This is a genomic window from Telluria sp. RB2R28 (assembly GCF_059685835.1).
This window is the reverse complement of record NZ_JCASIK010000001.1, coordinates 594,464-614,537: the sequence shown is the minus strand read 5'-3', so window position 1 is coordinate 614,537 and position 20,074 is coordinate 594,464. Positions and strand designations below refer to the sequence as shown.

Below are 20,074 nucleotides of genomic sequence, written 5' to 3'. Positions count from 1 at the left end.
GCTTCATGGTCCCCTATAGTCGAGTCCTCACCACAAACTATAGGTGCCATACCAATGACACATCCTGTCCACCATTCCTGCGCACGGGCGCAGGACAACCGGCTGCACTCGCTGCGCCATGAAGGGAGCAACCCATGAACGGTCTGGAAACCATTGCAAGCCCCATGATGTGGGCTGGCTTCGTCGGCTTCGTGCTGGTGATGCTGGCGCTCGACCTGTTCGTCTTTGGCGGTAACAAGGCGCACAAGGTCAGCGTCAAGGAAGCGGGTATCTGGTCGCTGGTCTGGGTCAGCATGGCCCTGCTGTTCAATGCCGGCCTCTGGTGGTATCTGAAAGGCAGCGTCGGTTCGGAAATCGCTGACCAGAAAGCGCTGGAGTTCTTCTCCGGCTACCTGATCGAGAAAGCCCTGTCGGTCGATAACGTGTTCGTGTTCCTGCTGATCTTTACCGCGTTCCAGGTGCCGCAGCAATACCAGCGCCGCGTCCTGATCTACGGCGTGCTCGGTGCGATCATCATGCGCGCCATCATGATCAGCGCCGGTGCGTGGGTCGTGAGCGAATTCAGCTGGGTGCTGTACCTGTTCGGCGCGTTCCTGCTGTTCACCGGTATCCGCATGCTGGTGGCCGTCGATGCCGAACCGGACGTGGTCAACAACCCGATCCTGAAGTTCGCCCGCAGGCACCTGAAAGTGTCCGAAGGCGACCACGGCGAGAAGTTCTTCGTGAGGATCAACGGCGTGCGCTATGTCACCCCGCTGTTCCTGGTGCTGATCCTGATCGAAGTGACCGACCTGGTGTTCGCGGTTGACTCGATCCCGGCCATCTTCGCGATCACGACCGATCCGTTCATCGTGTTCACGTCGAACATGTTCGCGATCCTGGGTCTGCGTGCGCTGTACTTCCTGCTGGTCGACGTGGCTGACCGCTTCCACCTGCTCAAGTATGGCCTGGCGATGGTCCTGACCTTCATCGGTGTCAAGATGCTGATCATGCCGTGGTACCACGTGCCAGTGCAGGCTTCGCTGACCGTCGTGGCTGTGCTGATCGCCGGTAGCTGTATCGCCAGCGTGTTCATCACCAAGAAGGACGACAAGTAAGCTAGTCGCCTGCCCGTAGCGTCCCCAACGGCGCCAGGAGCACCCGGAACTTACCGGGCTGCGTCTGGCGCCGTTGTCATTGGGTCTTGCGCCGCATCGTCAGGCACCAAGCCGACCCGCTCGTACTCCGCGATCACCTGCGCACCCAGGAGCAGCAGCGTGGCTGCGATCTCGAGCGAAAACATGACGACGATGGCCGTCGTCATCGAGCCATACACCAGGTTCACCTGCGACAGCGTCGAGAAATACCAGACCAGAATGTGGCGCGCCGCTTCCCACAGCAGTGCTGCCGTCACGCCACCGATGGCGGCGTGCCATATCGACAGCCGGCCCACCGGCATCACCAGGTAGATCGACGTGAGCACGAGAATCTCGCCGATCAGCCCCAGTAGATACAGCAGCGCACCGGACACGCCGTTCAGCGACCACTCATAGTTGAACAGCCACACGCTTTCGCGCCCCATGACCTGCAGCGCGCCCGCCACGAGCGTGACGACCATGATCCCCACGCCCAGCGCCAGGATGTAGCAGTACGGCAGCACGGCCGACACCAGGTAATGCCGGCGCCGGATCGCCACGCGGTGCACGAAGATCACGCTCATCGCGTTTTCCAGCACCGTGAAGGCAAGCGAACTGAAGAACAGCATCGTCACCGCCAGCACCCAGGTGATGAGTTGCCGGTCGTCCAGAAAGTGCGCCACCTCGGCCACGATCGGCGCCGACTGTCCCGGCACCAGCAGTTGCAGATAGCGGCTGAGCGTTTCCAGCAACTCGGCCGGGTTGATGAAATGCGACAGCACCACCATCACCAGCATCAAAAACGGCACGATCGACAGCAGCGCGTAATAGGCCACGGCGCCCGCCAGCAGCAAGCCCTGGTTGGCGCGGAACCCTTTCAGGACTTGCAGCGTGAACTTGAGCGGATGATTCAGGATATAGACATTGGCGCGCTGATCCTTCAGGCGCGCCGTCCAGTCACGCCGACGACTCATCGGGCGAGGCGAATGCCGGAAAATTGCCAGCGCGCGCCTGTCGGGAAGAAGTTGCGGTAGCTGGGCCGTGCGTGACCGCTTGGCGTGGCGCAGGACGAGCCGCGCAGGACATACTGGTTGATCATGAACTTGCCGTTGTATTCGCCGATGGCGCCCGGCGCCGGTGCGAAGCCGGGGTACGGTGCATAGCTGCTGCTGGTCCACTGCCAGCAGGCGCCGAACATCTGTTGCAGGCCGGCGCCGCTGGCAGCGTCCGGATGATGGGCCGGGCCGCTGCCCAGGCAGGCCTGGCGCGCCGCGAATTCCCATTCGAATTCGGTCGGCAGGCGCGCGCCGGACCAGCGCGCGAATGCATCGGCCTCGTACATCGAGACGTGCGTGACCGGCAGCTCGGGGTCCAGCGGCTGCAGGCCGTGCAGCGTGAACTCGTACCAGCCATCGGCCTTTTCTACCCAGTACAGCGGCTGGGTGATCTCGCCACTATTGACGCGGTCCCAGCCTTCGGCCAGCCACAGCGCCGGATCGCGGTAACCGCCGGCCTCGATGAACGCGCGGTATTCGCCGTTGGTCACCAGGCGCGAGGCCAGCGCAAACGGCGCGACATAGGTGCGGTGGCGCGGCAATTCGTTATCGAAGCAAAAGCCCTTGCCGCCATAGCCAGCTTCGGCCAGGCCACCTTCGAAATCGAGCCAGGCCAGCGGCTCGGCCGGTGCGGACGGCGCCATGGCATCCGTCGCATACGCCGGGTACAGCGGATTTTGCGCGAGCAGATGCTTGACGTCGGTGAGCATCAGTTCCTGGTGCTGCTGCTCGTGCTGCAGGCCCAGTTCGATCAGCGTGGCGAGCGTCTCGTCGATGCCGCCCGCCAGCAGGTCGGCGATGCGGCGGTCGACGTTCCCGCGGTAGTCCCTGACGACACTCATGGCCGGGCGCGTCAAGAGCCCGCGCTGGGCGCGCGGATGCTTGTTGCCCACGCCGTTGTAGTACGAGTTGAAGAACACCCGGAACGCCGGATGAAAAGGCGCAAAATTGGCCTCGCGCGGCTCGAGAATGAAGGTTTCAAAGAACCACGTCGTGTGCGCCAGGTGCCATTTCATCGGGCTCGCGTCCGGCATCGACTGCGCGCAGCAGTCTTCGTCGGACAAGCCCTCGGCCAGTTGCAGCGAACGGGTACGTACCTGCGCAAACGCGCGTGGCAGGCTGTCATCGCGCATCATGTTCATGATGCGATCGCCTGTGCGTGAATGACGGCGAACCAGCGCTGCGGATCGGTCCAGACGCGCGTGGCCTCGAAACCGGAGCGCTCCAGCAGGCCGATCGCGTCGGCCTGCTGGTATTTGTAGCTGTTCTCGGTGTGGATGCGCTCGCCGGACTCGAAGCGGCGTTCGCCGCCGCGCCAGTGCACGGTCTGAGCGCCGCGCGCCTCCAGGTGCATCTCGATGCGGCCCATGGCCGCGTTGTACGCACCCCGGTGCTGCCAGCCCTTGATGTCGAAGTCGCCGTCGATCAGGCGGTTCACGTGGCGCAGCAGGTTCAGGTTGAAGGCCGAGGTGACACCCAGCGCGTCATCGTACGCAGCGTCGAGCGTGGCGGCATCCTTGGCCAGGTCGATGCCGATCAGGACACCCCCATCGTTGCCGCACTGCGCGCGCAGGCGCGTGAGAAAACCTTGCGCTTCGTCTGGCGTGAAATTGCCGATCGACGAACCCGGATAAAAGAACAGGCGCCGGCCGGCATTGACCTGCGGCGGCAATTCAAAGCGAGATGAGAAATCCATGCCCAGCGCTTCCATCGCGATCTGCGGGAACCGCTGGCGCAGACGCGTCAGGGCGTCGTGCACGAAGTCGGTGGAGATGTCGATCGCCACGTACTGCGCCGGCTGCAGCAGTGGAAACAGGGCCGCCGCCTTGGCGCAGTTGCCGGCGCCGAGGTCGATCAGCGTCGCGCCCGTGCCGGCAGAGCGGGCGATTTCGGCGCCATAGCGCTCAAAAATCGACGCTTCGGTGCGCGTGGGGTAATACTCTGGCAGTTCGCAGATCGCTTCGAACAATTTCGAGCCGAGTGCGTCATACAGGTATTTGGGGGAGATCCAGGCGGCTGGCGCCTGCAGACCGGTGTGCAGTTCGTCGGCTTCGTGCGCGCTGTGACGGGGCGCCGCGACGTCTTCAGGTGTACAGGATGTCAGCATAGGGTTTATCATTCGTGCCGCCACGACGCACCATGCGAGATGGCCTGTGAGTTTTGCTTCGCGTAGTTCTGGTATTTCTCTGTGTATTGCTGTTTTAGCTATCATAGCGGATTCCCCGGATTCGCCTAGTCTGCCTCACGCCAAGCGTGCTGCCCCTCGGGTCAGCCTCGTTTCATTACTTTTTAGACAAGAGCCACCATGACCCTGTCCTTCCGCCGTCACGTTCTCAAAACCCTGTGCGCCGCCGCTGCCGGCACGATGCTGATCGCGGGCGCCGCCCACGCACAGAGCAACGGCGTGCTGCGCGTTTCGGCCATCCCCGACGAATCGCCGACCGAACTGCAGCGCAAGTTCAAGCCGCTGGGCGACTACCTGGCCAAGGCCACGGGTCTGAAGGTGGAATTCACCCCGGTGACCGACTACGCCGCGTCGGTGGAAGGCCTGGTCAACCGCAAGATCGACATGGTCTGGTTCGGCGGCTTTACGTTTGTCCAGGCGAATGTGCGCAGCAAGGGCCAGGTCACCCCGCTGGTGCAGCGCGTGGAAGACGAGAAATTCCGCTCGGTCTTCATCACCACCGTGCCAACCATCAACAAGCTGGAAGACCTGAAGGGCAAGACCCTGGCCTTCGGTTCGGAATCGTCGACCTCGGGTCACCTGATGCCGCGCTCGTTCCTGCTGGGCGCCAAGATCAATCCGGACACCGACCTCAAGCGCATCGCCTTCTCGGGCGCGCATGACGCAACCGTGGCTGCTGTTGCCGGCGGCAAGGTCGATGCGGGCGCGCTGAACATCTCGGTCTGGGAAAAACTGGTCGAGGCGAAAAAGGTCGATCCGAAGCAGGTGCGCGTGTTCTACACGACCCCTGGCTACTTCGACTACAACTGGACCGTGCGCACCGACATGGACCCGGCCCTCAAAAAGAAAATCACCGACGCTTTCCTGGCGCTGGACGAATCGACCCCACAGGGCAAGGAAATCCTCGAGCTGCAGCGCGCAACCCGCTTCGTGCCGACCAAGACCGCCAACTACGGCGCGATCGAAGCGGCGGCGAAAAACGCCGGTCTGCTGAAGTAATCGCACGATGGCGACCTTTCGCCTGCGCGGTGTGACCGTGCGCCACCTGACCGGCAGCCGCGCGGCTGCCCTGCACGCGCTCGACCTCACGATCGGCGCCGGTGAACAGGTCGCCCTGATCGGCCCATCCGGGGCTGGCAAGACCACGCTGCTGGCCACGCTGGCCTGCGCGCACGAACCCAGTGCGGGTGCGCTGGAGATCCTGGGCCAGGATCCGTGGCACCTGCCGCACGCCGCACGCCACCGGCTGCGCGCGCGCCTGTTTCTGGCGCCGCAGACACCGCCGCTGCCGGCGCGCCAGCGCGTCGTCACGGCCGTGCTGGCGGCGCGCTTGCCGCACTGGACGCTGTGGCAGGCTTTGAGGTCGCTCGTGCGCCCGCAAGACCCCGACGCGGCGCACGCCGCGCTGTCGCGCTTTTCGCTGGGCGACAAGCTGTATGCGCGCGTCGACCGCCTGTCCGGCGGCGAACGCCAGCGCTGCGGCCTGGCGCGCCTGCTGCTGTCCGATGCCCAAGCCTTGCTGGTCGACGAGCCGATTTCGGCGCTCGACCCTGCCCTTGCCCGTCACACACTGGCCACGCTGCGCCAGGAAGCCGCACAGCGCAACGCCACGCTGGTGTGCAGCCTGCACCAGGTGGATCTGGCGCGTGAACAGTTCGGCCGTCTGGTGGGCCTGCGCGACGGGCGCATCGTGTTCGACGCGCCGCGCGAGCAGGTCACCGACACCATGATCGCCGACCTGTACGCCAACGAACACGTCGAGCCGCACGTGGCGCCGCCACACGACACGCCCGCACAAATCGCCGTCGGCGCCTGTTTCTAGGCATGACGAGCAAGACCGTGCTGCATCCCGATCCGGCCTGGCGCGCGCGCCTGATGGGCGCCGTCGTCTTCGTCCTGCTGCTCTATCCGCTGCTGGTCGCGGCGGAATTCAAACCATGGCTGCTGTTCGACGCGCAAAGCCTGCGCGCGGCCGGCGGCTTCCTGCGTGATTTCCTGACGCCCGAAACCGATCCTGCCTTCCTGGCGATGGTGCTGCGCGAGACCTGGCAGACAGTGGCGATTGCTACATCGGGCCTGACGCTGGCGCTGATCGTCGCCATTCCCGCCACCTTCGTCATCAGCGAGCGCCTGTCGATCTCGCGCCTGGGCACCGGCCGCATCCGTCCGCTGGCGGGCGTCGTGCGCCAGGTCCTGCGCTGGATCCTGATGGTGCTGCGCTCCGTGCCCGAGCTGGTGTGGGCGCTGCTGTTCGTGCGCATCGTCGGCCTGGGGCCAACGGCCGGGGTGCTGGCGATCGCGCTGTCGTATTCAGGCATGCTGGCCAAGGTGTATGCCGAAATCCTCGAGTCGTCCGACGCGCATGCGACCGATGTCCTGCTGGCCAATGGCAGCGCACGCCTGCCGGCGCTGCTGTACGGCGCCCTGCCCGATGCGAGCGCCGAACTGGTGTCGTACACCGTGTACCGCTGGGAATGCGCGATTCGCGGCTCGGCCGTGATGGGCTTCGTCGGTGCCGGCGGCCTGGGCCAGCGGCTCGATGAATCGACCAAGATGATGGCTGGCGGTGAAGTGGCGACCATGCTCATCATGTTCGTGTTGCTGGTGGCCAGCGCCGATCTGGTGTCGAAACTGCTGCGCCGGAGGATCGGATGAAGGCAGACACTACGCCGCGCGCCGCGATCCCCGCGCCGCCACCACGCCAGGCCGGCACCTGGCTCATTCTCGGCGGCCTGCTGGCGCTGATCGTCGCCAGCTTTGCCTCGCTGCCGCTGCAGTGGCGCGCATTCTTCACCCGCGAAGCCATCGATTCGGCATCCGAATTCCTTGCCGGCTTCGCGCCGCCCGACACCGCGCCGGCTTTCCTGGCCAAGACGCTCATCGCGTTCTGGGAAACCCTGGCCATGTCGGCCATCGGCACCATCCTGGCGGCGCTCGTTGCCATGCCGCTGGCGCTGGCCGGCGCCGGACGCATGGGCCGCACCGCGCGCGCCGTAACGCGCCTGGTGCTCAATGTACTGCGCTCGATCCCCGAGCTCGTGTGGGCCGCGGTGCTGCTGGTGCTGGCGGGCCTGGGGCCGCTGGCCGGCACGCTGGCGCTGACCGCGCACACGGCCGGCGTGCTGGGGCGCCTGTTTGCCGATGCGCTGGAAAACATCGAGCCGCACGCCGAGCAGAGCCTGCGCACGAACGGCGCGCGGCCGCTGGCGGCATTCCTGTACGCGACGCTGCCCCAGGCGCTGCCGCAGATGCTGTCGTACACGCTGTACCGCTGGGAAAACAATATCCGCGCGGCGGCGGTGCTCGGTGTGGTCGGGGCCGGCGGCCTGGGCCAGATGCTCAAGTACCACCTGTCGCTGTTCCAGATGCCCAGCGCCGCCACGGTCGTGATTGCGATGCTGGTGCTGGTAGCACTGGTCGATGCGGCCAGTTATGCGCTGCGCCGCGCCCTGATGCGTTGATATCGACGCGCTAACCCTACTTGCGGACACCTCACCCGATGCTCGAACTCGACCAGCTCACCAAATCGTATGGCGGCCGCACCGTGCTGGCCGAACTCTCGCACGTGTTCAGGGCCGGCGAATTCGTCGCGATCATGGGCGAATCGGGCGTCGGCAAATCGACGCTGCTGAACCTGATCGCGGGCCTGGACACGCCTGACGGCGGGCGCGTGATCATCGACGGCACGCCGATCTCGAACCTGGACGACGACGCCGCCACCCGGCTGCGCCGCACCCGCATGGGCTTCATCTTCCAGGCCTTCCACGTACTGCCGCACCTGACGCTGCGCCAGAACGTCGCCCTGCCGCTGCTGCTGAACAAGGCGCCGCTCGAGCGTGCCGATGCGATGCTCGATGCGGTCGGGCTGCATGGGCGGGGCGGCGACTTTCCGCGCCAGCTGTCGGGCGGCGAGATGCAGCGCGTGGCGATTGCCCGCGCACTGGTGCACCGCCCGGCCCTGCTGCTGGCCGATGAGCCAACCGGCAACCTCGACCCCGAAACCGCCGGCAGCATCCTGCAACTGCTGCGCGACGAGACGCGCGCGCATGGCGCCGGCGCCATCATGGTCACCCACTCCCACGCTGCGGCTGCCATGGCCGACAAGGTTCTGCTGCTGACCCACGCAGGCCTGAAATTAGCGTAAATTCCGGGAAGAAACGCTCGGTTACGGCGAAATTAGTTAAATGAGCCGACGCGTGCGCGACGCAATCGTAGTAATATCGCAACGACCTGCCGCAAACAGCTGTTAAAACAGGCAAGGATTATCCAGAACGACCGGTCTGTCCTGAATCATGTTTCATCAGGGAGAACCGACATGAGCGTACGCCAGAAAAAACAGGAATTGCTCGATGCGATGCAACGAGCGCGCGAGCTGGAGCCGTCGAGCTTCGTGCCCAACAAGCTGCTCGACACACTGATCGAGCGCATGCAGTTGAAAAATGACGCGGAGCTGTGCCGCGTGCTGGAAGTGCAACCACCGATCATCAGCAAGATCCGCCATCGCAAGCTCAATGTCGGCGCGACGATCCTGTTGCGCATGCACGAAAAATCGAACATCCCGATCCGCGAGCTCAAGGAACTCAGCAGCGCCGCGGCGCTGCACTGACGGTGCACGACGCCCTGGCCGTTACGCCTGCGCCGGTGGCCGTCCGGTCTTGAGCTGCGGCAGCGCCGCCAGCACCCCTTGCAAGGTCGCCACGTCGAGCTGGCCCAGCAGGGCCACGCCAATGCGCAGCAGTTCGCTTTTCTTGACGTCGACACCGGCGCGCAGGCAAGCCTGTTTTACTTCCAGCAGCACGGCATACTCGTTTTCCGGCATCGTGAAGCTGTCGCGCACCAGTGCCGGACGCGCTTCTACTGCGGGAGCACGTTCGACGATCGGCACGACCGGTGATTTGGCGGCGACGCGTGGCGCGGCGGGTTTGCGGGCCGGGCTGCTGGCCAGCGCCTTGGCGGCCGACTTGACCACCGCCTTCACGCTGGTTTTTGCGGCGGGCTTGGCGGGCTTGGCGACAGCCTTCACGGGCTTGGCAACCCTTGTGGTTTTCGCGGCCGCAGGCGCGGCGCGGGATGCTGATTTGGCGGCAGGTGTGCGGGGCATGGGCCGCTCCGTCGTTGAGAAGGCAAACAATATAAACGATTTGGCAGTATGCTGTCGGACAAGAATGCACGCTGGGTAAAGACGCCCCGCCGGCAGCCGACGCCAATCCGGGTGACAATAGGGGCTTCATAGAGCGAGGTTTCTGTTTTTTCGAAGTAAAGCTTCGGCAAACTCCTCTTTTGCAGGAGATACACCTGAATTATCCTGCCAAGGCGACGACTCTGCTGTAAACTTGTCGGCGCCGCGAGCTTTGTCTCGCTGGCCCCTGCGCACCCCAGTAATTTATGAACCCGACCCAGGCCAGTATGCGCACCAAGACTCAATGGATCCTGCCGGTGCTGTTTGCCACCGCGCTGGCCCTGCTGCTCCAGCACTTTCTCGGCTCGATCGCGTGGGCCGGCCTGCTGGCCGTGATCACGTGGCCGCTGCACCAGCGCATGCTGCACCGCGGCTGGCCGCCGCTGGCCAGCGCCACCTTCATGCTCGTGCTGCTGATCGTCAGCTTCGTGGGCCCGTCCGTGCTGCTGTTCCATACACTCAGCAGCGAACTGGCCAGCCTGCAGCGCCTGCTCATCAGCTTCAACCAGACCGGCGTGCCGGTGCCGGCCTGGCTGACGGGCCTGCCGCTGGTGGCCGAACCGGCCGTCACCTGGTGGCTCGAACACCTGGCTGTGCCGGGCGGCCTGAACGCCCTCGTGCGCACGACCCTGGGCGACTTCATGCCGCACCTGACCGATACGGCGCGGGTCTGGGGCTCGACCATCCTGGCCAATGCGCTGTATCTGTTCCTGACGCTCCTGACGCTGTTCGTGCTGTACCTGCACGGCGCGGCCGTGATGCATTACATCGACGGCGCCGGCCAGCGCCTGGCGCCTGTCCAGTATGCCAAGCTGCGCCGCGTGCTGCCGCTGTCGGTGCGCGGCACCGCGCTCGGCCTGGGCTCGATTGCGATCCTCGAAGGCATCGTATTGGGCGTGGCCTACTGGATCGCCGGCGCGCCGGCCCCGGTGCTGCTGGGCGTGATTACCGGCTACCTGGCCCTGATCCCGGGCGGCGCGCCGCTGTCGTTCACGATGGTGTCGCTGCTGCTGTTTGGCCAGGGCAATTCGGCCGAGGCCCTGGGCCTGTTCACCTGGGGTGCGGTCGAGCTGTTCCTGGTCGATAAATTCATCCGCCCGAAGCTGATCGGCAAGCGCGTGAACCTGCCGTTCCTGGCGGTGCTGTTCGGCCTGCTGGGCGGCGTGTCCACGTTGGGCGTGATTGGCCTGTTCGTCGGCCCGTTGATGATGGCGATCCTGTTCGGCTGGCTGCGTGACAGCACGCCCGTGACGCCACTGATCGTCGATCCGGCGGCCGCCGACGCGTCAGGCGAGATTCAGCGGATCGGCTAGCCGGCCATTGAGCGCATCGGCACGCTGGCGCAGATCCCACAGCGCGCCGACGCGCAGGCCGGCAACCACCGGCGTGACTGCCGCAATCTCGAGTTCCTCCATCAAGCCACACAGCAGCGCCAGTCCGCCCGCCAGATGCACGTCCTGGCGGGTGGCGATGAAGGCATCGCGCAGACCCGCGAGATCGGCCCGTGTCAGCGGCGTGTCCACGTTCCGGCCCCGGTGCGCGTGGCCGGCCAGCGCGCGCACCGTCCCGCACGCCCCATACGCCATGTCCCAGCCGCGCGCGCCGAACCCCGCTTCGGCAAAGCGGCTGCGGCTCGAACGCACGGCGGCGTCGAAGCCCGCCGCGTCGATCCGCCCGTTCGCGAAAAAGGTCAGGCTCTGGCGCACCGCACCGAGCGCGAACGATTCGATGCGCCGGATCGTGGCGCCCTCCCCGATCACCAGCTCAGTCGACACGCTGCCGATGTCCAGCACGAGGCGCGGCGCAGGGTCGGCCGCGCCCAGTGTGTTGGCAACGCCCAGGTAGACCAGGCGCCCGGCTTCGTCGCCCGCGATGATGTCGACCGGGTGACCGAGCGCGCGCCCGGCTGCGGGCAAGAACAAGGCCGCGTTGCGCGCCATGCGCAGGGCCGCGGTGGCGACGACGCGCACGGCGTGCGGCTTCCATGCGTCGAGTGCGCCCCGAAACTGGGCCAGGCACGCCAGGGCACGCCGGAGCGCCGCGCTGTCGAGCATGCCGTCTTCGTCGAGCGACGCCGACAGCTCGACCTTCTCGCACATGGTCGCGACGAGCTCGAGCACGCCATCATTGAAACGGCCGATGTGCAGGCGAAAACTGTCCGAGCCAAGCTCGACAGCGGCATAGATGGGTGATTCCTGATCGATGGTCGGCATGGCTCATGAGCATAAGCGGCCACCGTGACGGGCGCGTTACATGAGCCTGCAAGCTCGCCTCTAAGCTAGATATCGGCGACCGCTTCGCTCGCAGGCGCCACACGGTTGCGACCAGCCTGCTTGGCGCGCTGCATGGCCTCGTCGGCGCGCTGGAACAGCGAGGTCGTGCTGTCTTCGGGCCGGATCGTCGTCACGCCAAAACTGGCCGTGAGCTTGATCATCGCCCGTTCGCTCTTGACCGGCGTCGTGTCGATCGCGGCGCGGATGCGCTCGGCCACCATCACGGCTTCATCAAGGCTCGTGCGCGGCAGCAGGACGGCAAATTCGACGCCCACCACGCGCCCCAGCTGGTCGCTGTCGCGCAACTGGCGCCGGCACAGCGCGACCATCTGGTGCAGCACCACGTCGCCGGCCGGATGGCCGTAGCTGTCATTGACCCGCTTGAAGCCATCCAGGTCGAACACGATCAGCGCCGTCGGCAGGCCGGGCCGGCGCGCAAGCGCCAGCCATGGCGCAAGCAGCTGGAAGAAGCCACGCCGGTTCGGCGCGTCGGTGAGAGGATCGATGGTCTCGAGCCGCTCCAGCGTATCTTGCAGGCGTTCGCGGCTCAGCAGCAGCACGCCAAAGGCATTGCCCAGCAGGAGCAGGTACAGGGCGCCGCTGGAGAATTGGCTCAGCAGGTCGTTCGAGAGCCAGCCCCAGCCACGTGGCAGCAGCAGCACCGACAAGCCGCGCGCCGCGACCACCAGCGCCAGCGCCCCTGTGGCGAGCGACAGGAAGCGCTGCAACAGGCTCGCATCACGCCAGCGCCAGCCAAGCGCCACCGCGCCAGACAGATAGAACGCGCCCAGCAGGAGTGATGCTGCCACGCTGCGCAAGCCCTCTTCGTCGACCAGGTAGCACAGGAAGAACACGAGGACGGCCACGCCGCCCAGAATCAGGGTCGGGGTGCGCCAGGCCGGCCGGCGCGCTGCTTCCCATGAGGCGCCGGCTTCGATCGCCACGCCGGCAAATAGCAGCGCATAGCCGCCGGGGATCGAGATCGGGGCCGGCACCACGCCAGCGTCGCCCAGCGCCAGCAGCAGCCAGGCACCGCCCTGGATCTGTTTCGACAGGCTCCAGAACGTCATCGCAGGGGCGCGCACGGGACCGTGATTGAAAAAGGTCAGCAGCGCGCACAGGGTCAGGTTGCCCAGGGCGAGCACCAGCACCATCGTCGACGCATCCAGCATAGGCATGTTGTTACTCATGTTCGGCGTTCCGGGGTGCCGGCACCAGGCTGGCGGGCCGGGGTGCGGGGTGATTGATTCGCGCCTGGAGGCCGGTAGACGGCGCACAGGCGGCTGCCGGCCAGCTTATCAGAAAGAGATGCCTTGCAACAAGTCAACCCTGCCGTCAGCCGATGAAGCGATTGACCAGTTCACGCACGGCCAGGCCACCACCGCCAATCAGCACGCCGAAATAGATGATCGTCACGACATTGCTGATGTGGCCCAGCAGGATGCAGACGCCGTCGCGCTGCAGCAGGCCGATGGCCAGGAACAGGATCGCCACGGCCGGGAACGTGTTGCTGAACGGGATCAGGCCGAACGGCATCATCAGCAGCACGGCGCCCAGGATCAGGGCCGCGTTGTTGAAGAAGGCGACCGCACCGGTAGCGACCAGCCACTGGATACGGTTGGGCTTGCTGACGCGCTCGAGCTTCTTGAGCCACGACAGCGCCTTGCGCAGCAGCGGGCGCAGCTTGCGCGTGCCAATGACACGGTGTTCGAGCCTGGACGGAATCCACAAGTCGCGCCCGATCAGGCGGCTGACGCTGATGAGCAGAATCGCGGCGCCAAACACGGTGCTCACGCCCGGAATCGAAATCGGGATCAGGAACACCAGCGTGAGCAGCGCCACGAGGATCAGGAGGCCGTCGTTGCCGACGCTGCGGATCAGTTCACTGAGGGTGATGCCGGTGCGCGGCATCGAGCGGACCAGCGCGCGCAGGCGCTGGGAAACGGGTGGTTCACTGTGCATGATGTGGTCGTGTGGTGCGTTCGGATAGCCGAACAGGGTGGCTTATTGGCCGACGCAAATGATCCGGGTCTCGTACTCGGCCGCTTTGTCTTTCTTGGTCGTGGCCCAGGCAATGACTTCGTCCGCCTGCGCGATCGTCATGATCGTCGCTTTCTCCTTGTTCTTGATGAAGGAGACGCCTTCGAACTTGCCTTCCTTGCTGCGCATGACCTTCGCGAAGACGGGTGGCTTCTTGCCGTCGTCCGACCGTTTGTCCTGGCGGACGAGATAACGCTGCTCTGCTGGTTCCATAAAATAGTCCGTGCTTGATCGATCAAACCGCTATTTTACGGTGCGCGGATTGCGGACACGTGAAAAGTTCACCGCCCCACGACCCCGATCACTTGTACGAGCACGATCTTGAGCACCGTCATCGACGGGAAAATCATCGCGTAACCGATGTCGGGGCGGTCCGTCGGCGCGATCCGGTTGGCGAATGCAAGGATGGCCGGATTGCCCGTGGTGCCGGCCACGATGCCGACCACGCTGTCGAACGGCAGGCGAAACACGAACAGGGCAATGACCATCGTGACGATGACGAGCGTGGCCGCGATCGCGCTGCCCAGCAGCAGGTACAGCAAGCCATCGTTGGCAATCGCCGCGGCAAACGTCGCGCCCGACGAAATGCCCACGACCGCCAGGAACAGCGTCAGGCCAAAATTGCGCAAGACCAGATTGGCCGGGATCGGCAACGCCCACTGGAACATCCCGCTGCGACGACGCCAGCCGAGCACCAGCGCGACCAGCAGCAGCCCCGCAAACCCGAACGAGAACTGCCCGATCAGCGGCAACGGCCAGACGATCGCGCCGAACGCCAGTCCCAGCGTCACGCCGACGCCGATCCCGATATAGCTCACCTCCCCCGTGCTGCGCACCGAGTCGCCGAACAGCTTGCGCAGCGCAGGAAAGCTGCTGCGCGGCGCGAGCACGCCGATGCGGTCACCCAGTTCGAGCAGGCGCCCCGGGTTCAGGACCAGGTCGGCATCCCCTCGCCGCAGGTGCAGGACACGGGCATTGAGTCCGGCCGGCAGCGCCAGCGCGCTCAGTGGCAAGCCGGCCATGCTGGCAGCGGAGATAAAAAAGCGGTCATAGTCGAGGTCGCTCCTGTCGTGCAGCATGCCGCCCGGATGCGCCGGGCCAAAGCGCGTGGCCACTTCGTGCAGTACCGCCTGGTCATTGCCTGCGACGAGCAAGCGGTCGCCCGGCTCGATGCGCATGGCGCTATCGGCGACCAGATTGTGCTCGCCGCGCCGCAGCGCAACGATAGCGACACCGTCGGGCAAGCGCGCTGCAGCCTCAAACAGGGTCATCCCCAGCACGGAAAATTCGGCCACGTCAATTTCTTCCAGGTGCAGCGCGGACGACGCCGGCGCCAGACTGGCCGGCTTGAACACGGCATTGTACAGCCCGAGCAGCAGGATGGGCACGGCCACGCCGACCGGGTACGCGACGGAATACCCGGTCGCAGCCGACGTGCCGAACACGGCCAGCGCCGCTTGCAGCGCAGCCGTGCTGGTGCCGGCGCCGGCGAAGGCGCCCAGCGCTTCGGGCAAGGCAAACACCGGGAACAGCCACGCCGCGCCAACCGCCAGCGCCAACGCCGTGATGACCGCCAGCAGCGCCGCCAGGTTCGCCTTGATGCCGTCAGGCGTCGTCAAGCCGCGAAAGAACTGGGCGCCATAGGCAATGCCAACGCCGTACAGGAACAGCAGCAGGCCCAGATTGCCGAGCATCCCGGGCAAGACCAGGTCAGGCACAGCGGCACCGACCGCGAGGCCGACGAACAGCACCGCGCCGGAACCGAGCGACAAGCCTTTCACGCTGACCGCCCCCAGCAGGTAGCCCGCGGCGATGGTGAAGAACAGCGCAAACATCGGCTGGTGGCTGAAGAACGTGGTGATGGCGGTCATCGACTTTGCCTGGTTGCATGTGTGTAATGCAGTCTACGGCATGGGGAGATGGTTGCTTGGTGTTAATGCGATATAAACCAAGACTTCATGCCGATGATCGGCGCGGCGTTGAAGGATCGCCGCGTCGACAGGCTCGGTACAGACTTACGCTTGACGCTCGCCGCACTCGGTACAAAACTTTGTTCCCGGCTGTAGCGTCGTCGAGCAGGCGCGACAAGCAACCTGCTGGGCAGTTCGATGGCCGCACTCCGGGCAGAACTTCGCACCATGGGTTTCGGCCCGGCATTGCGTACACACCAGTTGCATGTTCTGCGTGACGTCCAGGCGTCCACCGCGCGTCTGGCCCTCTGCGTTTGCCTTTTCGGACGCGGCCGACACTTCGCCCTGGGCGCGTGCCTGCGTGATCTTCACCTTCACATTGGGTGCGCAGTTGAAGCAAAGGCCGTTCGCATTGTCGAAGCACTGGTTGCAGACGTAGTCGTGACAGTTTCCGCACCGGTTGAAGTGCATCTTGCCAGCGGCTACTGCCTCAGTAAAAGCTTCGTCGCGCGCCGAATGCCAGCCTGCCTGGGCCATGCTGTCGATCACGCTGCCTGCATTGCCGAGCAGGCCACCGAACATGCTTGCCCCCTTTTGCAGCCAACCCGAGGCCTGGGCGCTGCGGTACGGCTTGAAGTGCGTGCGCCAGCGGTCACTACAGCGCTCGCAGGAAAATTCGAACTGGAACCCTGCATCGACGCCTGTCGAGTTGCTCAGATCGCGATAGTTGTCAGCAAACTGCATTTCGGACATAGGCTGCTATTCCCAGGGTTATAAAATGTAGAGTTTATCTGGGCTGAGGACGCGCAATATCACGCAATCTCACGCCAAGCGCTTCCGGACATCGATTTGCTGGCTGCTTCATTAAAATATCGACGCCTTTCGTGAAGCCGGCGAACAATCGCGTCGACACTAAGCTTCGTTGTCGCAGAAGCGGTCACGTCCTGCTGACTTCGCCTGATAAAGACGGCGATCTATCCGCTCGAGGAACGCCTTGGCGTCATCCTGGGCACCTGGCACGATGGTGCCGATACCCATGCTCACGGTGACGAGCCGGCTAGCGCCGGAGCGGGCGTGCAAAATCTCTTGCGACGCGAGCAGCTTGCGGCAGCGCTCAGCCTTGCTCCACGCTGCCTCCCGGTCTGTGCCAGGCAACAGCAAGACGAATTCCTCGCCACCGAGACGGGCACACAGGTCGTCCGGATCGGATGCCGCTGCATCGAACACTTGGGCCACGCGTCGCAGGCACTCGTCACCTTGCACGTGACCATAGTGATCGTTGTACTGCTTGAAGTGATCGATATCGATGATCACGAGAGACAGCGGGTGACCGCTTTCGCGTGCTTTCACCCATTCCACGGGATAGACAGCGTCGAACATGCGTCGGTTGGCAACACCCGTGAGGCTGTCGCGGTATGACAAAAGCTCGAGTTCGCGCTGCAACTGAACGATCTTGTCTTCGGCCTCTTTTCGCGCCGAGATGTCAAACATGAAGCCGACCAACGACTCCACACTGCCGTCAGGGCGACGCACGACGTGAACCACATCCCGGATCCAGACATGCTCGCCCTGGCGCGTAATGGCGCGGTAGTCAGCCTCATGGTCAACGCCTTTTTGCGACTGCGCCACACAGAACTCGACCGTGTTCTGACGCTCTTCCTCATGGATGCGATCGGCCCAGTCGTTCACGGTGAGCCAGCTTGCCTGGCTCCATCCCAGAAGTTCTTCGATCTGTGGACCAATGTAGGTAAACCGCATCGTGGCCCAGTCTATTCGCCATGGAATTGCCTTGGTGGATTCCAATAGCGTCCGGTACACGCCGGGATCTTCGCAAATAACCGACGGAGGAATTACGGGTGGTAAAGTCATAAGCAAGTGGGCTCAAATGGTCTGTACTGTGTATTGCGCATGCCGTCTTCCGTCAAAGAAAAACGATAAAAATAACGCCGATCTGACAGCAATCCGATTGATTGATGCGATGTAGAGCACGTGCCCTCTGATTGGCGGACCTAGGACGCGCTGACGTCAGATGAACTTCCGTAGAAGACAAGCAATCGGGCACTGTCTTCGCTCATCCTCACACCATTCACGACCACCCAGTTCCCGTCGATACCGAGCGGGTAGAACTCTTGCTGCCCACTTGTTCCGTATACGGCCTCCTGAAGGAGTGATACAGCGAAATCGTACATCGCACGACGGGTTGAGAAATTGAGAGCGACGTCACCACTGCCAGAGTCAGTCTCCACACGCAAACGGTGGTGGTTCCCTCTCTGAACATCGAGCGAACTTACCTCTTCGCCGTCAGGAGTTACAACAATTGCCGGTGGCAGTTCCGCACGCATTGATATCCTTGACAGTCAGTCAGCTTCTGGCCCGCACGAGGGCCTCATGCCAGCATGATAGGTTGCCGTTGTAAAAAAGTCACGTACTGTCAATACCGCCAGCTGCGGGACAGAAGCGACCTTCAGCTGGCGATGACAGACGTGATGGCGGGCTGTGGAGCAGGCTGACGGCGCTGCGCACGCATCACTGCCGGAATCGTACTCAAGGGTATGAACACGTGAATGAGGATCAACCACCACAGACTCTGTGTCCAGGCATATGCAATGGTGAAAAAGAACGCCGAGATGATCGAGCCAGCAAGCTGCTTTGGATTTGCATAGCCATGCCCGATACCATAGGCAAGCGCAGATGCGGCAATCGCCAATGGAAGGCCAATGACAGGCGTGAGTAGCAATAGTAAAAAGCCGCGATAGAGTGCTTCCCACCCGCCCGTCACGATCAGCATACTCGTGGCGAATGCGAACGCTTCAGCCAGGTTGCGCGGCCACATGGACGAAGACGCCAGCATCTTGCGTTCGTCCTCCGCACGCGCTCGCGGTGTTTTACGACGTTCGATCACGCTGCCGATCGCCCACAAGCCGCACAGCAGCAAGACTGCACACCCGAGGCCCCAGGCGCCGGCGCTCGACAGCGGCATCTCGAAGCCGAGCTGGTCCAGCGTGTACCCTGACTGCAATGAACCTGCCCACAAGACGCCCAGCAAGGCCAGCGAATGCGCGCTCATCGAACAGGACTGGCGCATCAGTGAACGGGGCGGCTTGCCACGCTTGGGACGCAGGCTATGCCAGAGATTCCACGCCGGGAAGATGACAAGCAGGTACGCCGCAAGTAGATGATTCAGCATGTACAGGCAAGCGCCAACTACGAGCGCCGGGAAAAAGATCAGGGCAGCATAGCACCGCGACGTGCACAGAAAATGCAACAATTCCCACGCCGGGCCAGAGTGGAGATCGACCATCTCTGGCATCGGCGCCTGGTGCGTACAAGAAGCGCTGCCCGAAGACCTACGGCTCCCTCAGCAGCTTGAACTGCCGCGCCTGCCGGTGATACGTATCCACCGACTGCTTGACATACCGCGTGAGCGCATCGCCCGTCAGCGCAAACGGATACAACCCGGCCTGCGCCCGCATTTCGGCGAACGCGGGCGAGCTCTCGACGCCGTCGAATGCCTTCACCCAGCGCCGGTAATCCGCCTCGCGCACGTCCGGCCCCATCCAGACGCCGCGAATCACCGGCCACACCACGTCGTACCCCTGCTCGCGCGCCGTGCGCACGCCGGCCAGCGCGCCGGGCAAACGCCCTTCGGACAGCACCGCCAGCACGCGCACATTGCCGGCTCTGGCTGCCAGCAGCGCTTCGGACGTGTCGCCCGACACCGCCTGCACATGCCCTGCCCCCATCGCGATGAATTGCTCGCCGCCGCCTTCGAGGGCGACAAAGCGCAGCTTGCGCGGGTCCACGCCGGCCATCCGGGCGAGCAGCGCCATCTTGATCCAGTCCTGGCTGCCGACGGTGCCGGACATGCCGATCAAGACCTGCTTCGGATTGCGCTTGATCGCGCCCAGCAAGTCGGACAGTGTCTTGTAGGGGGAATCGGCGCGTACGGCGACCATGCCGTAGTCGGCGCCGAAGGCCGCGACCCAGCGCACGTCGTCGACGTCGGCCTTGCCGAATTTGCCCAGCGCGAGATTCAGTACCGAGCCGCCTGAAAACGTGACGAGCGTGTCGGGCTCACTGCGGCGCTGCGAAACGACCGAGTGCCAGGCCACGGCGCCGACGCCGCCCGGCAGGTAGCTGAGCGTCAGTTCAGGCGCGCCCGGTTGATCGTGCAGCGCTTTTTGCGCCAGCTTGCAGGTAAGGTCCATGCCGCCACCGGGTTTCGACGGAATCAGGCATTCGGCGGCGCCGGCGTGCGGCAGGCCGCCGAACGCCAGGATGGTCAACAGGAGAACGTGCGAGGATTTCATGCCTCAT

Annotated in this window: 21 protein-coding genes; 8 read left to right on the top strand and 13 right to left on the bottom strand. The window is 64.4% G+C overall.

Translation table 11 applies throughout. The features are described 5' to 3' along the window. Nucleotides 1–134 precede the first annotated feature (134 nt). Nucleotides 135–1,097 (top strand): TerC family protein, encoded by a 963-nt coding sequence (locus AC56LV_RS02745; protein WP_499555856.1) that lies wholly within the window; start codon nt 135–137, stop codon nt 1,095–1,097. Between the two features lie 50 nt (nt 1,098–1,147). Here AC56LV_RS02745 and AC56LV_RS02740 read toward each other — a convergent pair whose 3' ends face one another. The 3 genes from AC56LV_RS02740 to egtD are packed head-to-tail and all read right to left on the bottom strand — an operon-like array spanning nt 1,148 to nt 4,277. Next, entirely contained in the window at nt 1,148–2,089 is a 942-nt protein-coding gene (locus AC56LV_RS02740) for a YihY/virulence factor BrkB family protein (protein ID WP_499555854.1), read from the bottom strand. Then, nucleotides 2,086–3,312 carry an ergothioneine biosynthesis protein EgtB gene (gene egtB, locus AC56LV_RS02735; RefSeq protein ID WP_499555852.1) on the bottom strand — a complete coding sequence of 409 codons (1,227 nt, stop codon included), beginning with the start codon at nt 3,310–3,312 and terminating at the stop codon, nt 2,086–2,088. The genes AC56LV_RS02740 and egtB overlap by 4 nt, the downstream gene beginning before the upstream one ends. Next, on the bottom strand, nt 3,309–4,277 hold the full coding sequence (egtD, locus tag AC56LV_RS02730; RefSeq protein WP_499555850.1) for an L-histidine N(alpha)-methyltransferase: 969 nt from the start codon (nt 4,275–4,277) through the stop codon (nt 3,309–3,311). The genes egtB and egtD overlap by 4 nt, the downstream gene beginning before the upstream one ends. A gap of 198 nt (nt 4,278–4,475) precedes the next feature. On the opposite strand from egtD, the gene AC56LV_RS02725 reads away from it, so the two are divergent. The 6 genes from AC56LV_RS02725 to AC56LV_RS02700 all read left to right on the top strand — a co-directional run bounded on the left by AC56LV_RS02725 (nt 4,476) and on the right by AC56LV_RS02700 (nt 8,961). Continuing rightward, nucleotides 4,476–5,354: a putative selenate ABC transporter substrate-binding protein gene (locus AC56LV_RS02725; RefSeq protein WP_499555848.1), complete on the top strand. Its 879-nt coding sequence runs from the start codon at nt 4,476–4,478 to the stop codon at nt 5,352–5,354. Between the two features lie 7 nt (nt 5,355–5,361). Next, on the top strand, nt 5,362–6,177 hold the full coding sequence (locus AC56LV_RS02720; RefSeq protein WP_499555846.1) for a phosphonate ABC transporter ATP-binding protein: 816 nt from the start codon (nt 5,362–5,364) through the stop codon (nt 6,175–6,177). Nucleotides 6,178–6,179: 2 nt separating this feature from the next. After that, the gene (locus AC56LV_RS02715; RefSeq protein ID WP_499555844.1) at nt 6,180–7,010 is read left to right on the top strand and encodes a PhnE/PtxC family ABC transporter permease; all 831 of its coding nucleotides are present in this window, start codon (nt 6,180–6,182) and stop codon (nt 7,008–7,010) included. Further along, entirely contained in the window at nt 7,007–7,816 is an 810-nt protein-coding gene (gene phnE / locus AC56LV_RS02710; RefSeq protein WP_499555842.1) for a phosphonate ABC transporter, permease protein PhnE, read from the top strand. Before AC56LV_RS02715 ends, phnE begins: the two co-directional genes overlap by 4 nt. A 38-nt stretch (nt 7,817–7,854) precedes the next feature. After that, nucleotides 7,855–8,499, top strand: coding sequence for an ABC transporter ATP-binding protein (locus AC56LV_RS02705; protein ID WP_499555840.1), 645 nt, complete (start codon nt 7,855–7,857; stop codon nt 8,497–8,499). 171 nt (nt 8,500–8,670) lie between these two features. Beyond that, on the top strand, nt 8,671–8,961 hold the full coding sequence (locus AC56LV_RS02700; protein ID WP_499555838.1) for a hypothetical protein: 291 nt from the start codon (nt 8,671–8,673) through the stop codon (nt 8,959–8,961). Between the two features lie 21 nt (nt 8,962–8,982). Here the strand turns inward: AC56LV_RS02700 and AC56LV_RS02695 are convergent, their stop codons facing one another. Then, a complete protein-coding gene (locus tag AC56LV_RS02695) occupies nt 8,983–9,456 on the bottom strand; it encodes a hypothetical protein (RefSeq protein ID WP_499555836.1) in 474 nt (157 codons plus the stop codon). A gap of 305 nt (nt 9,457–9,761) precedes the next feature. Between AC56LV_RS02695 and AC56LV_RS02690 the strand changes: the two genes are divergently transcribed. Continuing rightward, complete coding sequence (locus tag AC56LV_RS02690) at nt 9,762–10,847, top strand: AI-2E family transporter (protein WP_499555834.1); 1,086 nt, start codon at nt 9,762–9,764, stop codon at nt 10,845–10,847. Here AC56LV_RS02690 and AC56LV_RS02685 read toward each other — a convergent pair. The 9 genes from AC56LV_RS02685 to AC56LV_RS02645 all read right to left on the bottom strand — a co-directional run bounded on the left by AC56LV_RS02685 (nt 10,821) and on the right by AC56LV_RS02645 (nt 20,067). Further along, nucleotides 10,821–11,747 carry a Ppx/GppA phosphatase family protein gene (locus tag AC56LV_RS02685; RefSeq protein ID WP_499555832.1) on the bottom strand — a complete coding sequence of 309 codons (927 nt, stop codon included), beginning with the start codon at nt 11,745–11,747 and terminating at the stop codon, nt 10,821–10,823. The genes AC56LV_RS02690 and AC56LV_RS02685 overlap by 27 nt on opposite strands. Before the next feature lie 65 nt (nt 11,748–11,812). Further along, nucleotides 11,813–12,985 carry a GGDEF domain-containing protein gene (locus AC56LV_RS02680; protein ID WP_499555830.1) on the bottom strand — a complete coding sequence of 391 codons (1,173 nt, stop codon included), beginning with the start codon at nt 12,983–12,985 and terminating at the stop codon, nt 11,813–11,815. Nucleotides 12,986–13,142: 157 nt separating this feature from the next. Then, the gene (locus tag AC56LV_RS02675) at nt 13,143–13,769 is read right to left on the bottom strand and encodes an exopolysaccharide biosynthesis protein (RefSeq protein ID WP_499555828.1); all 627 of its coding nucleotides are present in this window, start codon (nt 13,767–13,769) and stop codon (nt 13,143–13,145) included. Nucleotides 13,770–13,811: 42 nt separating this feature from the next. Then, nucleotides 13,812–14,060, bottom strand: a complete 249-nt coding sequence (locus tag AC56LV_RS02670) for a hypothetical protein (protein ID WP_183551000.1) — start codon at nt 14,058–14,060, stop codon at nt 13,812–13,814. Between the two features lie 68 nt (nt 14,061–14,128). Beyond that, on the bottom strand, nt 14,129–15,718 hold the full coding sequence (locus AC56LV_RS02665) for an aspartate-alanine antiporter-like transporter (RefSeq protein ID WP_499555826.1): 1,590 nt from the start codon (nt 15,716–15,718) through the stop codon (nt 14,129–14,131). A 144-nt stretch (nt 15,719–15,862) separates the two neighbouring features. Then, the gene (locus AC56LV_RS02660) at nt 15,863–16,510 is read right to left on the bottom strand and encodes a double zinc ribbon domain-containing protein (protein WP_499555824.1); all 648 of its coding nucleotides are present in this window, start codon (nt 16,508–16,510) and stop codon (nt 15,863–15,865) included. 159 nt (nt 16,511–16,669) lie between these two features. Beyond that, nucleotides 16,670–17,626, bottom strand: a complete 957-nt coding sequence (locus tag AC56LV_RS02655) for a GGDEF domain-containing protein (protein ID WP_499555822.1) — start codon at nt 17,624–17,626, stop codon at nt 16,670–16,672. Nucleotides 17,627–18,221: 595 nt separating this feature from the next. Then, nucleotides 18,222–19,058, bottom strand: coding sequence for a CPBP family intramembrane glutamic endopeptidase (locus AC56LV_RS02650; RefSeq protein ID WP_499555820.1), 837 nt, complete (start codon nt 19,056–19,058; stop codon nt 18,222–18,224). 46 nt (nt 19,059–19,104) lie between these two features. Beyond that, nucleotides 19,105–20,067 (bottom strand): tripartite tricarboxylate transporter substrate binding protein, encoded by a 963-nt coding sequence (locus tag AC56LV_RS02645; RefSeq protein ID WP_499555818.1) that lies wholly within the window; start codon nt 20,065–20,067, stop codon nt 19,105–19,107. Nucleotides 20,068–20,074: the final 7 nt, after the last annotated feature.